Below are 12,944 nucleotides of genomic sequence, written 5' to 3' on the forward strand. Positions count from 1 at the left end.
CGCCGGGCCCGACCACGACGCGGAGGAGTGACGATGCGCCGAGGGCGGGTGGGGCTGCTGGTCGGTCTGGCGGCGGGCGCCGCCGTGCTGGGTGGCTGCTCCGAGACGCTCCCCGACTTCGACGCCGCCCAGGTGGGCGACGCCGTCGCGGCCGAGCTGGAGCGCACCGGCGGCGCGGCCCCCGACGAGATCTCCTGCGGGCCCCTGCCGGCCGAGGCCGAGGAGATGACGACGTGCACCTACGTGCTGGGCGACCGCACGCAGGAGGCCGAGGTGGTGGTCACGGCCGTCGTCGACACCGACGTCGAGTTCACCGTCGAGCCGACCCGCACGTTCCTGACCGCCGAGCAGCTCACCCCGCTCGTGGCGCAGGAGATGACCACCGAGGGCAGCCCCGGCGACGTCACCTGTCTCGACGAGCTCGACCTCGACGAGGGCGCCCGGGTCTACTGCGCGCAGACCGCGGGGACGACCGTGACCGACCTGGCGGTCACCGCCCAGAGCGGACCCGCCGACCCCGTGACCCTCGAGATCGAGATCGACGACCGGGCCGCGAGCGAGAGCGGGCAGTAGCGCGGGACGCCCGGTCGACGGCCGGGAGGGCGGCCCGCGGTTGGGAGGACCCCTGCGGGGGTACGACGCGCCCGGGCCGGCCGCGGCCCCTCCCCCACCTCGAACGGAGCACCACCATGCGCAGCCCCCTCACGACGGGCACCGCCCTCCTCGCCCCGGCCGCCGTCGTCGCGGCCCTGCTGCTGGGCGGCTGCTCCTCGCAGGTCGCCCAGGACGACGTGGAGGACCAGATCACCGAGCAGCTCACCGAGGTCGTGGGGCAGGAGCCGGCGGACGTCGACTGCCCCGACGACCTCGAGGCCGAGGAGGGCGCCACCATGACGTGCGTGCTGACGGCGGAGGACGACACCACCATCGACGTGGGGGTCGAGGTCACCGCGGTCGACGGCGACGACGTCTCCTTCGACATCCAGGTCGCCGACGAGCCCAACGAGTGATCGACGCGTGAGCGGGGACGGGCGGGACGACGTGCGCGACGACCTGGGTGTCGCGGTCGCGCTGCCGGCGCGCGTCGGTCGCGTCGTCTCGCTGGTGCCCTCGCTGACGGAGGCCCTCGCCGACGTGCGCCGCGACGCGCTGGTCGGCGTCACCGACTGGTGCACGCACCCGGCCGACCTCGCCGACGACCCCGGCCTCGCGCGGGTGCGCGGCACCAAGAACCCCGACGTGCGGCGCATCGTCGACCTCGCCCCCGACGTCGTCGTGGCGAACAAGGAGGAGAACCGGGAGCTCGACGTGCGGCGCCTGCGCGAGGCCGGCGTGGCCGTGTGGGTGACGGACGTCGTCGACGTGCCCGGGGCCGTCGGCTCGATGGAGCGGCTGCTCGACGCGCTGGGCTGGGCCCGCCCGTCGTGGTTGACCCGGGCGCGGGCGGAGTGGTGCGGACCGGTGCCCGCCGTGCGGGGGCGGGTCGTCGTACCCGTCTGGCGCGACCCGTGGATGGTCGTCGGTCCCGCCACCTTCACGGCCGACCTGCTGCGCCGCGTCGGGCTCGAGGTGACGGGCGGCGACCCGGCGACCGGCCGCTACCCCCGGGCCGAGGCCGCCGACCTCGACGCCGGCGGCGCCGACCTCGTGCTGCTGCCGGACGAGCCGTACGTCTTCACCGCCGCCGACGGCCCCGAGGCGTTCACCCGCACGCCGACGCGGCTCGTCAGCGGGCGCCTGCTCACCTGGTACGGCCCCTCGCTCGGCGACGCCCGGGCGCACCTCGCCGCCGCGACCCGCGACCTGCCGTAGCGGGACTCCGTTCCCACCGAACGGGACCGCGGCCTATCCTCCATCCATGAGCAGCGATTCTCCCCAGAAGATCGTCCTCGTCGACGGCGCGCGCACCCCCGTCGGCAGCTTCGGCGGCGTCCTCAAGGACGTCCCCGGCTTCGAGCTGGGCGCCACGGCGACGACGGCCGCCCTCGAGCGGGCGGGCGTGGCGGGCGACGACGTGCAGGAGGTCGTCATGGGCTGCATCGGCCAGGTCGGCCCCGACGCCTACAACGCGCGCCGTGTGGCCGTCACCGCGGGGCTGCCGAAGAACGTGCCGGCGTACACCGTCAACCGGCTCTGCGGCTCGGGCCTGCAGGCCATCTGGTCGGCCGCCATGGAGATGCGCTGGAACGACCTCGACCTCACCGTCGCGGGCGGCGACGAGTCGATGTCCCGCATGCCCTTCTACGACTTCGGCGCCCGCAACGGCTACAAGCTCGGCAACCGCGAGCTCGTCGACGGCACCGTCATGATGCTCACCGACCCGTTCCACGGCATCCACATGGGCGTCACGGCCGAGAACGTCGCCGAGAAGTACGGCGTCTCGCGCGCCGAGCAGGACGAGTTCGCGCTGGAGTCCCAGCGCCGCGCCGCGACCCCCGAGGCCCGCGCCGCGTTCGCCGAGGAGATCGTCGCCGTGGAGGTCGGGGGCCGCAGGCCGACGACCGTCGAGGTCGACCAGCACCCCAAGCCCGAGACGACCCTCGAGGTGCTGTCGAACCTGCGTCCCGCGTTCAGCAAGGGCGGCTCGGTCACCGCCGGCAACGCCTCGGGCATCAACGACGGCGCCGCCGCCGTGGTGCTCGCCTCCGAGCGGGCCGCTGCCGAGCGCGGCCTCACGGGGCTCGTCACCCTCGAGGCCGTCACCACCGGCGCCATGGAGCCCGAGCTGATGGGCTACGCCCCCGTGCTCGCCCTGCAGGCCCTCTTCGAGAAGACCGGCACGAGCCCGTCCGACATCGACGTCGTCGAGCTCAACGAGGCCTTCGCCTCCCAGGCCGTCGCCGTCGTCCGCGACGCCGGGCTCGACCCCGCCAAGGTCAACCCGTACGGCGGCGCGATCGCCCTGGGCCACCCCGTCGGCGCCACCGGCGCCATCCTCGCCCTGCGCGTGGCCAAGGAGCTGCACCGCAGCGACAAGGAGCTCGGCGTCGTCACCATGTGCATCGGCGGCGGCCAGGCCCTCGCCGCGCTCTTCCGGCGCGTCTGAGCCGCGGGCCTCAGGCCAGGCCCTGCTCCTCCAGCCAGTCGGCCGCGATGTCGGCGGCCGGGGACTGGTCCTCGACGCTGCGGACGTTGAGCTCGAGCAGGCCCTCGGGGGTCAGGCGCGAGCTGACCTCGTCGATGATCGCCGCGGCCTCGTCGTCGACGTTGTCACTGGCGACCGGCACGACGTGGGAGGCGAGGAACAGGCCCTCGGGGTCCTCGAGCACGACGAGGTCGTTCTGCGCCACCACCGGGCTCGCCGTGTAGACGATGGCGAGCTGGATGTCGCCGGCCTCCAGCGCGTCCACGGTCAGCTGGCCGCCGCCGTCCTCGATGGGCGTGAAGCCCACCTCCACGCCGTACGCCTCCTGCAGGCCCTGCGGGCCGTTGGGGCGGCTCTCCGCCTCGGAGTTCGCGCCGAGGGTGAGCTCCACCGGCACGTCGGCGAGGTCGGCGGCGGAGGTCACGCCGTACTGCTCGGAGAACTCGCGGGTGACGACGTAGGAGTCCTGGTCGGTGGCGTCCGCCTGGTCGAGGACGCGCAGCCCCTCGGGCACGGCCTCCTCGAGCGCCGCGTAGACGTCGTCGGTGAGGCGGGCGGTGGTGTCGGGCTCCCAGTACTGCAGCAGCGGGCCCGAGTACTCCGGGAAGAGGTCGATCGAGCCGTCCTCGATCTCGGGCAGGTAGACCTCGCGCTGGCCGATGCGGAAGTCGCGCTGCACCTCGACGTCCTCGGCCTCCAGGGCCTGGGCGTAGATCTCGGCGATGATCTCGGACGAGTAGTAGTCCTGCGACCCGATGACGATGGCGTCGCCGTCGCGCTCGGCGGCCAGGGGGTCGGAGTCGGAGGACCCGCAGCCGGCGGCCAGGCCCAGGGTGGTGGCGAGGGCGAGGGCGGCCGTGGCGCGGCGACGGAGCGGGGTCATCAGGGGGTCCTCTCGACGGGTGGTGCGGTGACGTCGTGCTTCGGAGCCGGCGGCTCCCCCGGTTTGCCCCGGGCGACGGTGGTCCCGGTCACGGTGCGGCGGCGGGCTCCCGCCGTCCGCACCCCGGCCGGGGAGACGAGGCGCTGCAGGCCCGCGAGCAGGAGCTCGAGGACGAGCGCGAGGGCGGCGACGAGCAGCGCGGCGGCGAGCATCTCGTCGTAGCGGCGGGCCTTGAGCCCGGCGAACAGCAGCCGGCCGAGGCCGACGTCGGCGGTGTACGCCGCCAGCGTCGCCGTGGCGACGACCTGCAGGGTGGCCGAGCGCAGGCCGCCGACCACGAGGGGCGCGGCCAGCGGCAGCTCGACGCGCCGCACGACCTGGGCCTCGCTCATGCCGACCGCCCGCGCCGCGTCGACGGTGACGCGGTCGACGGACTCCACGCCGGCGTACGCGCCCGCGAGCAGGGGCGGGGCGGCGAGCACGACGAGGGCGAGGACGGGGGCGGTGAGGCCGATGCCCGACGCGAGGGCGACGAGGGTGAGCAGACCGAGGGTGGGCACGGCGCGCGCGGCGCTGGCGGTCACGACGACGAGCCCGCGGCCGCGGCCGGTGTGCCCGACGAGCACGCCCAGCGGCAGCGCGACCGCCGCGGCGATGCCCACGACCAGCGCGGAGACGGCGAGGTGCTGGAGCAGGCGGGCGGTGACCCCGCCCTCGCCCGACCAGTGGTCGGCCTCGCCCAGCCAGCGGAGCGCCTCCAGCAGCAGGCTCACGCCGCCTCCCCCACCGGTACGGCGGACGCCCCGCCCCGGGTACGACGGGTGCGCCGGGCCGGGCGCGACCAGGGCATGAGCGTCCGGCCGACGAGCACGCAGACGGCGTCGAGGAGCACGGCGAGGACGACGACGAGCACGAGGCCGGTCAGCACCTCGGCACGGATGCCGCGCTGGAAGCCGTCGGTGAACAGCGTGCCGAGGCTGCTGATGCCGATGACGGCGCCGACGCTGACGAGGCTGACCGTGCTCACGGTGACCACCCGCAGGCCCGCGAGCAGCACCGGTCCGGCCAGCGGCAGCTCGACCCGCCAGAAGGCCGACGTGCGGGAGTACCCCATCGCCGTGGCCGCGTCGCGCGCGGGCGCGGGGACCGAGGCGAAGGCGTCGGCGGCCGAGCGCACGAGCACGGCGACGCCGTACACCGTCAGCACGATGACCATCGTGGCCGCGGAGCGCAGCGGCGTGCCGGCCAGCACGGGCACGATGATGAAGAGCGGCAGCGACGGGATGGCGTAGAGCAGCCCGACGCCGACCAGCAGCGGGCCCCGGGCGCGGCGCACGTGGTGGGCCAGCCAGCCCAGCGGGACGGCGAGGAGCAGCGACGCGAGGATCGCGGGCACGCTCAGGGCCAGGTGGGTGAGCGTCAGCTCGAGCACCTGCTCGTGGTTCTGCGACAGCCACCTCACGCGGTGCGCACGTCCTTCGTCCCCGCCTCGGCGGCCCCGCCCTCGAGCAGCCCCAGCGGGCGGCCCGAGGCGTCGACGACGAGACGGGAGCCGTTCTCCTCCCGCACGCTCAACCGCCGGCGTGCCGAGCGCAGGCCCACGAAGTCCGCGACGAAGTCGTCGGCCGGGTCCGCCAGGATCTCCGCCGGGGTGCCCGACTGGGCGACGACGCCGCCCGCACGGAGGATGACGACCTCGTCGCCGAGCGCGAACGCCTCGTCGACGTCGTGGGTGACGAACAGGACGGTCTTGCCGAGCTCGCCCTGGAGGCGGCGCAGCTCGACCTGCAGGTCGGCGCGCACGATCGGGTCGACGGCACCGAAGGGCTCGTCCATGAGGAGCACGTCGGGGTCGGCCCCGAGGGCCCGCGCGACGCCGACCCGCTGCTGCTGGCCGCCGGAGAGCTGGGCCGGGTAGCGGTCGGCGAGCGCCACGTCGAGGCCCACCAGCTCGACCAGCTCGAGCGCCCGGGCGCGGGCCTCGCGCCGCCCGGCGCCGAGGAGGCGCGGGACGGTGGCGACGTTGTCGGCGACGGTGCGGTGGGGCAGGAGCCCGCCGGCCTGCAGCACGTAGCCGATGGAGCGGCGCAGCTCGACGGCGTCGCGCTCGCGCACGTCGGCACCGTCGACGAGCACCGTGCCGGCGCTCGGGTCGACCATCCGGTTGACCATCCGCAGCAGCGTCGTCTTGCCGCAGCCCGACGAGCCGAGCAGCACGACGGTGCGCCCGCGGGGCACGACGAGGCTGAGGTCGCCCACGGCGACGGTGCCGTCGGCGTACTCCTTGCGGACCGAACGGAACTCGATCACCGGCCACCTCCTCGGCGGCCACGGAGCCGCCTGACGTCCGGTGGATTCTTGCAGGGGGTCCCCCGCCGCTGTCCGCATCGTGGACAGCGGCGGGGGCCCGCCGCGGTCAGGACAGGTCGGCCAGTGCGCTGTCGATGGCGCGGTGGAAGGTCGGGTAGGCCCAGATCATCTCGCGCAGCGAGGTGACCGGCACGGCGGCGTGGATGGCCAGCGTGAGCACGGCCTGGATCTCGCCGGCCGCCGGCCCGACGACGGTCGCGCCGACGAGCACGCCGCGGTCGGCGTCCTCGACGACCTTCACGATCCCGGTCGCGCCCGGGCCGTGGGTGAACCCGCGGGACGACTCCTCGAGCCGCGTCGCGCCCACCCGCACCGCGAGCCCGGCAGCGCGCGCGTCGGCCTCGGTCAGCCCCGCGCCCGCGACCTCGGGGTCGGTGAACGTCGTGTGCGGCAGCGCGTCGTACCGCGCGGGGGCCCCGTCCTGCCCCAGCAGGTCGCGCAGCGCGATCGCCGACTGGCACATCGACACGTGGGTGTAGGCGCCCTCCCCGACGACGTCGCCGATGGCCCACAGCCACGGCAGCGGCCCGTCCGCGCCCACGACGTGCAGGCGGTCGTCGACCGGCAGGCTGCGGGCGGTGGCGTCGAGGCCGATGCTGTCGAGGCCGACGAGGTCCAGGTTCGGGGTGCGCCCGGCGGCCACGAGCAGCTGGTCGGCCCGCAGCTCCTGGCCGTCGTCGAGGGCGAGGGTGAAGGCCCCGTCGGCGTGGTCGACGGCCGTGGCGCCGACCCCGGTCAGCACCCGCACGCCGTCCGCGACGAGGGCGTCGGCGAGCACTGCGGACGCCTCGGGCTCGTCGCGCGGCAGCAGCCGGTCGCCGTGCTGCACCACGGTGACCCGCACGCCGAAGCGCGCGAACGTCTGCGCGAGCTCGCACCCGATGGGGCCGCCGCCCAGCACCACGAGGCTGCCGGGCAGCTCGGTGGCGCGCACGGCGTCGCGGTTGGTCCAGTACGGCGTGCCCTCCAGCCCGGGCAGGTGCGGGGCCGCGGGGCGGGTGCCGGGGTTGAGCACGACGCCGCGGCGCGCGACGTACGTCGTCTCCGTGCCGTCCGCGGCGGTGACGACGACGCGGCGCTCGCCGACGAGCCGGCCGGTGCCGCGGGCGACCCTGCCGCCCGCGTCCTCGAGGCGCTGCACGGCGGCGGTGTCGTCCCAGCCGGCGGTGGCCTCGGCCGAGACCCGCTCGGCGACGGGGCGCCACGACGGCACGACCTCCACGTCACCGGCGAGGCGACCGGCGCGCCGGGCCTCCGCGAGCGCGTCGGCGGCGCGCAGCATCATCTTCGAGGGGATGCAGCCGTAGTAGGGGCACTCGCCGCCGACCAGGTGCTGCTCGACGGCCACCACCTCGAGCCCGGCCCGCGCGGCGCCGCCCGCGAGGGCCTCACCGCCCGGTCCCGTCCCGATCACGACCAGGTCCACCTCGCGCACGTCGCTCATGCGCCCAGCATCGCGCGCCGGCGGCGGGGGCGCCACGCCGGCGCCCGTCAGCCGACGGCGAGGTGCACGGCAAGCGCGAGGCCGGCCACGCCCACGGCCCAGCGCAGCGGCGTCTCGGGCAGGACGCGCACGGCGTGCGGGCCCAGGAGGCCGCCGACGAGCGCGCCGAGCCCCAGGCTGGCGGCCGCCACCCAGTCGACGGGGGCGAGCACGACGTACACGACGGAGGCGACCGCGTTCGCCGCGCACAGCACGAGGTTCTTCACGGCGTTCGTGACCGCGTAGGCCTCGGTCGTCTGCACGGACAGCACCGCCAGCAGGATGATGCCAGCCGCGGCGCCGAAGTACCCGCCGTACACCCCGACGAGGGCGATGAGCAGGCCACCGGCCCACGCCCGCCCCACGGGGGGTGGCTCCCCCGCGGCGAGCCGCCGCTCGCGGCGCCGCGCGACGGACGCACGGATGCGGTCGCGCGCGAGCAGCAGCACGGCGCCGAGCGCGACGAGGCCCGGCACGACGACCTCGAACGTGTCCTCGCCCCCGGCCAGCAGCAGGGCGGCCCCCACCGTGCCGCCGAGCGCCGACCAGGCGCACAGCCGCAGCACGCGCCCGCCCTGGCCGGCCAGCTCGCGGCGCGAGGCCAGCCCGGCGCCGGCGCCGTTGGCCAGCAGCCCCACCGTGTTGCTGACGTTGGCCGCCAGCGGCGGCAGCCCGGCGGCCAGCAGGGCCGGGTAGGACACCAGCGACGCGAGGCCGGCGACCGACCCGCAGAGGCCCGCCCCGACCCCCGCGAGCACGAGGAGGAGGACGTCGCTCACGCGGTCCCCGGCACCCCGGCGGTGCCGGTGGGCCCGGCGGCGTCCGCGCGGTCGAGCAGCGCGGTCACGACCGTGAGCACCCCGGCCTCGGTGTGCGAGGGCGCGAGGTGGCGGGCCCGGCGCCGGACCTCCGGGTGCGCCTCGGCCATGGCGAAGGAGCCCTCCGCCGCGTCGAGCATCTCGAGGTCGTTGAGGTAGTCGCCGAACGCGACCGTGTGCTCCGGGCCGATGCCCAGCTCGTCCTGCAGGCGCCGCACGGCGTCGCCCTTGGTGACGCCCGCGGGCATGACGTCCACCCAGTGCGCGCCGGAGACGACGACCTGGTGGGTGGCCCGCAGGCCCGCGAGGGCCGCCTCGACCGGGTCGGTGCCGTCGGCGGCGTGCACCGCCACCTTCACGAACGCGTCGTCGACGGCGTCGAGGTCGTCCACCACCTCGAGCGCCGCGTAGTAGCGGCGCACCTCGGCGAGGAACGCCTCGTCGGTGCGCTCGACGTACGCCGTCCGCTTGCCGCAGAGCACGACCCCGACGTCGGCCCCGGCGGCGACCACGCGTCGTACGGCGGCGACCACCCCCGTGACGACCTCGCGCTCGAGCGTCGTCGAGCTGAGCTCGACGCCGTCGCGCACGACCATCGTGCCGTTCTCGGCGATGAAGACCATGCCGTCCCGCGCCCGCTCGAAGGTGCGCGCCAGCGTCGCGTACTGCCGCCCGCTGGCCGGCGCGAAGGCCACGCCCGCGGAGCGCAGGCGCTCCAGCAGGGGCCACAGGCCGTCCGGCACCTCGCCGCGGCCGTCGAGCAGCGTGCCGTCCATGTCGACGACGACGAGGCGGAGGCCGGCGGGCAGGTCGGGCAGGTCGAGCGGCTGCGCGGTGGTCACCCGGCCAGGCTCGCACGGGGTACGGCGGGCCGCCGCGCCGGTGGGCGCGTCAGCCTCCTCACCCCGCCCGGGCCACCTCGAGCATGCGCTCGACGGCGACCACCTTGACGCGGGGGCGGCCGGCGGCCCGGCCGGCCGTGCGCTCGTGCGCGTCGAGCGCCTTCCAGCCCGCGAGGTCGACGTGGTCCGGCAGCAGGTCGGCCAGGTCGGCGACCCCCGGGCCGGCGGCCGGGACGGGCAGCACCCCGTCGCGGAGGTCGTCGAGGAGGAGGCCGACGCTCTGCCGGGCGCACGCCTTGTTGGTGCCGACCACGCCGGACGGGCCGCGCTTGATCCAGCCGGTGACGTAGAGCCCCGGCTGCTCGCGGTCGTCGACGAGAACGCGGCCCTGCGCGTTGGGCACGACGCCGCGCAGCTCGTCGAACGGGAGGTCGGCCACGGGGCGACCGCGGTAGCCCACGGCCTTGAGCACGAGACCGCACGCCAGGTCCTCGGTCTCCCCGGTGCCCTTCGCCGCGGCCCGGCCCCCGGCCTCGACGAGCTCGTTGCGCTCGAGGCGGACGCCGGTGACGCGGTCGTCGCCGAGCAGCGCCCGCGGGGAGGCCAGGAAGCGCAGCCGGACGACCCGCCCGCCCCCGTCCGCCGGCACCCCCGCCGCCGCGACCTCGCCGAGCAGGTCGACCTTGGCCTGCAGGGCCACGTCGTCGGTGCGCGCCCCGGCGACCTGGTCGGGGTCGACCGCCACGGTGAGGCCCGGGGCACTGCGCAGCCCGATGAGCTCCGGCGTGGTGAACGCCGCCTCGAGCGGGCCGCGGCGCCCGATGACGACGACCTCCCGCACCCGCGAGGACCGCAGCGCCTCGAGGGCGTGGTCGGCGACGTCGGTGCGGGCCAGGGCGTCGGGGTCCTGGGCCAGCACGCGGGCCACGTCGAGGGCGACGTTGCCGTTCCCCAGCACGACGACCCGCTCGCAGGACAGGTCGAAGCTCAGGTGCGCGAAGTCGGGGTGGCCGTTGTACCAGGCCACGAAGTCGGTGGCGGAGTGCACACCGGGGAGGTCCTCGCCCTCGACGCCGAGGGGGCGCTCCTGCAGGGCGCCGACCGCGTAGACCACCGCGTGGTAGCGCTCGGCGAGCTGGGCGTGGGTGACGTCGCGCCCCACCTCGACGTTCGAGAGCAGCCGGACGCCCTTGCGTCGGAGGACGGTGGCGAAGACGTCGGCGACGGCCTTCGTGTCCTGGTGGTCGGGCGCGATGCCGTAGCGGACCAGGCCGAACGGCGTCGGCAGGCGCTCGATGACGTCGACCTGCACGTCGAGCCCGCGCTGGGCCAGCAGCTCCTCGGTGGCGTAGCAGGCGGCCGGGCCCGAGCCGACGACGGCGACGCGCAAGGGGTGGGCCACCGCGCTCCAGTCGCGGCGGGGCGGCACGGGTGCGGTGGCGGGGTAGTCGGCGTGCGCCGGGTCGGTGAACCAGCGGGCGTTGACCTCCTCGAACTGCGCGGCGTCACCCTCGAGGTCGTAGTCGGCCTGGATGGCGCGCACCGGGCACGCGTCGACGCAGGCGCCGCAGTCGATGCACTCCGCCGGGTCGATGTAGAGCATCTCCGCCGTGCCGTAGTCGGGCTCGTCCGGTGTCGGGTGGATGCAGTTGACGGGGCAGACGGGCACGCACGAGGCGTCGTTGCAGCAGCTGCGCGTGATGACGTGGGTCATGGTGCTCTCCGTCGTGGTCCGGCGTGACGAGCACCATACTAATCATGCGCACGATTGGCGTCGCGGCGGCGACCTAGGAGTCAGCCGCCAGCGAGCAGTGCGTCGAGCGTGAGCGGGTCGCGGCCGGTCAGGGCGCGTACGGCGTCGGTGCTGCGGGCGAGCTCGCCCGCAGCGATGGCCGTGTACGTCGAGACCCAGGCGTCCTCCTGCCAGCGGGGCGCGCCCCAACGGCGGCGCGACGCGTAGGCCTCCTCGACGGTCTCGTCGTGGAAGGTCACCGGGCGGCCGGTGGCCGTCGCGATGCGCGTCGCGACCTCCGTGAGCGTGAGCGCCTCGGCACCGGTCAGCTCGTGGGTGCGGCCGACGTGGTCGTCGGGCGCGAGGAGCACGGCGACGGCGGCGCGGGCGACGTCGGCGCGCGCCACCGCAGCGACGCGTCCGTCGCCCGCGGGGCCGCGCAGCACGTCGTCCTCGCCGACGAAGAGGGGGAAGACGTCGAGGTAGAAGTTGTCGCGCAGGAAGGTCGTGGCCATCCCGCTGGCCCGGAGGTGCTCCTCGGTCGCGAAGTGGTCGCGCCCGAGCGTGAAGGTGCAGTCGGGAGCGGCGGCGGCGAACGAGGTGTAGACGACGTGCCGCACGCCGGCGGCCACGGCGGCGTCGACGAACCCGCGGTGCACGTCGACGCGGTCCTCGGTCTCCGACGCCGAGACCATGAACAGCGTGCCGACCCCCGCGAGCGCGGCGACGGCCGCCCCGGGATCGGCGTAGTCGCAGCGCACCGCCGTCGCGCCGGGGAGCTCGGGCGCCCGCTCGGGGCTGCGGGCGAGCAGGCGCTGCTCGACGCCACGGCCCGCGAGCTCCCGGGCGACGAGGCCGCCGAGGGCCCCGGTCACGCCCGTCACGGCGATCGGCGACGAGGTCACGGGTCCTCCAGGGGGTCGAGGGGCGCAGCGCGGCCGGTGACCCGGCAGCGGTTCCGCACGCTACCCCCGCTCGCCGCCGGCGGGGGCGAGGTGGCGCAGCTCGGTGCGGTAGGCGCCGTACGCCGCCCGCAGGGCCGTGGCCGGCCACCCGGGCGGCAGGAGCGCCGTGGGCAGGAGCGGGTCGGTCGCGAGGTGGCGCACGAGCGCCGCGGCCGCCGCCAGCCGGTCGGCAGGGGCCGCGGCCCGCTCGAGGTCGGCGAGCGCGGCGGTCCCGCGCACCGCCCACCCGTCGAGGTCCCACAGCCGCCGCACCAGGCCGGCGGGCTCGCCCTGCGGGCGCGCGAGGAGGGCCTCCACCACGGGGGACGCGGCGTACGACGCCGCCCGCCGCAGGTTGGCCGGGCGCATCCACACGCCCTCGCGCAGCTCGGCGAGCCGGTGCTCGGCCAGCTCCTGGCGCAGCGCCGCCCGCTCGTCGGCGGGACGTCCCGCGACGACGACGACGACGGTCTCCCAGGTGCCGTCCCACGCCCGCTCCGCGTCGGTGACCGCCTCGTCCTGGCGTCGCTGGCGGGCGACCAGCCGGTCGCCGAGGGCGTACGTCGCGTCGGCGTCGCGCCGCAGGTCGCCCGCCGCCACGGCCCGCGTCAGGGCCACGCGCATCGTCGCGGGCGGCACGCCCACCGTGCTCCCCATCGCGACGAGCTGGCCGGCCCCGAGCCGCTCGGGGTGCGCGCCGAGCGCCAGGCTCAGCGCCACGGAGCGGGCGCTCAGGGTCGGGGGCGGCGGCACCGGGCCATCATGCCGGGTTACATCTGTGGACACA

14 protein-coding genes are annotated in these 12,944 nt (G+C 76.2%); 4 read left to right on the forward strand and 10 right to left on the reverse strand.

The annotated features are described in order from the left end of the window. Positions 1 to 33 precede the first annotated feature (33 nt). From KK617_RS00270 to KK617_RS00285, 4 genes are all read left to right on the forward strand, one after another. Entirely contained in the window at positions 34 to 573 is a 540-nt protein-coding gene (locus KK617_RS00270; RefSeq protein ID WP_277497379.1) for a DUF4333 domain-containing protein, read from the forward strand. A gap of 116 nt (positions 574 to 689) precedes the next feature. Next, positions 690 to 1,010 (forward strand): DUF4333 domain-containing protein, encoded by a 321-nt coding sequence (locus KK617_RS00275; protein ID WP_277497380.1) that lies wholly within the window; start codon positions 690 to 692, stop codon positions 1,008 to 1,010. 31 nt (positions 1,011 to 1,041) lie between these two features. After that, positions 1,042 to 1,812 (forward strand): helical backbone metal receptor, encoded by a 771-nt coding sequence (locus tag KK617_RS00280; RefSeq protein WP_277497505.1) that lies wholly within the window; start codon positions 1,042 to 1,044, stop codon positions 1,810 to 1,812. Between the two features lie 46 nt (positions 1,813 to 1,858). Beyond that, on the forward strand, positions 1,859 to 3,046 hold the full coding sequence (locus KK617_RS00285) for a thiolase family protein (RefSeq protein ID WP_277497381.1): 1,188 nt from the start codon (positions 1,859 to 1,861) through the stop codon (positions 3,044 to 3,046). A gap of 10 nt (positions 3,047 to 3,056) precedes the next feature. On the opposite strand, the gene KK617_RS00290 is transcribed toward KK617_RS00285, so the two are convergent. From KK617_RS00290 to KK617_RS00335, 10 genes are all read right to left on the reverse strand, one after another. Continuing rightward, a complete protein-coding gene (locus KK617_RS00290; RefSeq protein ID WP_277497382.1) occupies positions 3,057 to 3,968 on the reverse strand; it encodes an ABC transporter substrate-binding protein in 912 nt (303 codons plus the stop codon). Further along, entirely contained in the window at positions 3,968 to 4,741 is a 774-nt protein-coding gene (locus KK617_RS00295; RefSeq protein WP_277497383.1) for an ABC transporter permease subunit, read from the reverse strand. Before KK617_RS00295 ends, KK617_RS00290 begins: the two co-directional genes overlap by 1 nt. Beyond that, complete coding sequence (locus tag KK617_RS00300; RefSeq protein WP_277497384.1) at positions 4,738 to 5,430, reverse strand: ABC transporter permease subunit; 693 nt, start codon at positions 5,428 to 5,430, stop codon at positions 4,738 to 4,740. The genes KK617_RS00295 and KK617_RS00300 overlap by 4 nt, the downstream gene beginning before the upstream one ends. Beyond that, positions 5,427 to 6,278 carry an ATP-binding cassette domain-containing protein gene (locus KK617_RS00305; protein WP_277497385.1) on the reverse strand — a complete coding sequence of 284 codons (852 nt, stop codon included), beginning with the start codon at positions 6,276 to 6,278 and terminating at the stop codon, positions 5,427 to 5,429. Before KK617_RS00305 ends, KK617_RS00300 begins: the two co-directional genes overlap by 4 nt. Before the next feature lie 106 nt (positions 6,279 to 6,384). Beyond that, positions 6,385 to 7,782 carry an NAD(P)/FAD-dependent oxidoreductase gene (locus KK617_RS00310; RefSeq protein ID WP_277497386.1) on the reverse strand — a complete coding sequence of 466 codons (1,398 nt, stop codon included), beginning with the start codon at positions 7,780 to 7,782 and terminating at the stop codon, positions 6,385 to 6,387. A gap of 47 nt (positions 7,783 to 7,829) precedes the next feature. Further along, positions 7,830 to 8,600 carry a sulfite exporter TauE/SafE family protein gene (locus tag KK617_RS00315; RefSeq protein WP_277497387.1) on the reverse strand — a complete coding sequence of 257 codons (771 nt, stop codon included), beginning with the start codon at positions 8,598 to 8,600 and terminating at the stop codon, positions 7,830 to 7,832. Next, the gene (locus KK617_RS00320) at positions 8,597 to 9,481 is read right to left on the reverse strand and encodes a Cof-type HAD-IIB family hydrolase (RefSeq protein WP_277497388.1); all 885 of its coding nucleotides are present in this window, start codon (positions 9,479 to 9,481) and stop codon (positions 8,597 to 8,599) included. Before KK617_RS00320 ends, KK617_RS00315 begins: the two co-directional genes overlap by 4 nt. Before the next feature lie 58 nt (positions 9,482 to 9,539). Next, a complete protein-coding gene (locus KK617_RS00325) occupies positions 9,540 to 11,195 on the reverse strand; it encodes an FAD-dependent oxidoreductase (protein ID WP_277497389.1) in 1,656 nt (551 codons plus the stop codon). 80 nt (positions 11,196 to 11,275) lie between these two features. Beyond that, complete coding sequence (locus KK617_RS00330; protein WP_277497390.1) at positions 11,276 to 12,118, reverse strand: NmrA family NAD(P)-binding protein; 843 nt, start codon at positions 12,116 to 12,118, stop codon at positions 11,276 to 11,278. Between the two features lie 60 nt (positions 12,119 to 12,178). Beyond that, a complete protein-coding gene (locus tag KK617_RS00335; RefSeq protein WP_277497391.1) occupies positions 12,179 to 12,910 on the reverse strand; it encodes a PaaX family transcriptional regulator C-terminal domain-containing protein in 732 nt (243 codons plus the stop codon). Positions 12,911 to 12,944 lie beyond the last annotated feature (34 nt).

It is taken from the genome of Nocardioides sp. ChNu-99, assembly GCF_029493445.1.
Taxonomy (GTDB): Bacteria; Actinomycetota; Actinomycetes; order Propionibacteriales; family Nocardioidaceae; genus Nocardioides.

Excerpts from the sequence above, each read along its gene's own strand:
- KK617_RS00270 (WP_277497379.1), top strand. The coding sequence starts at position 34 with ATGCGCCGAGGGCGGGTGGGGCTGCTGGTCGGTCTGGCGGCGGGCGCC.
- KK617_RS00275 (WP_277497380.1), top strand. The coding sequence starts at position 690 with ATGCGCAGCCCCCTCACGACGGGCACCGCCCTCCTCGCCCCGGCCGCC.
- KK617_RS00285 (WP_277497381.1), top strand. The coding sequence starts at position 1,859 with ATGAGCAGCGATTCTCCCCAGAAGATCGTCCTCGTCGACGGCGCGCGC.
- KK617_RS00290 (WP_277497382.1), bottom strand. The coding sequence starts at position 3,968 with ATGACCCCGCTCCGTCGCCGCGCCACGGCCGCCCTCGCCCTCGCCACC.
- KK617_RS00310 (WP_277497386.1), bottom strand. The coding sequence starts at position 7,782 with ATGAGCGACGTGCGCGAGGTGGACCTGGTCGTGATCGGGACGGGACCG.
- KK617_RS00325 (WP_277497389.1), bottom strand. The coding sequence starts at position 11,195 with ATGACCCACGTCATCACGCGCAGCTGCTGCAACGACGCCTCGTGCGTG.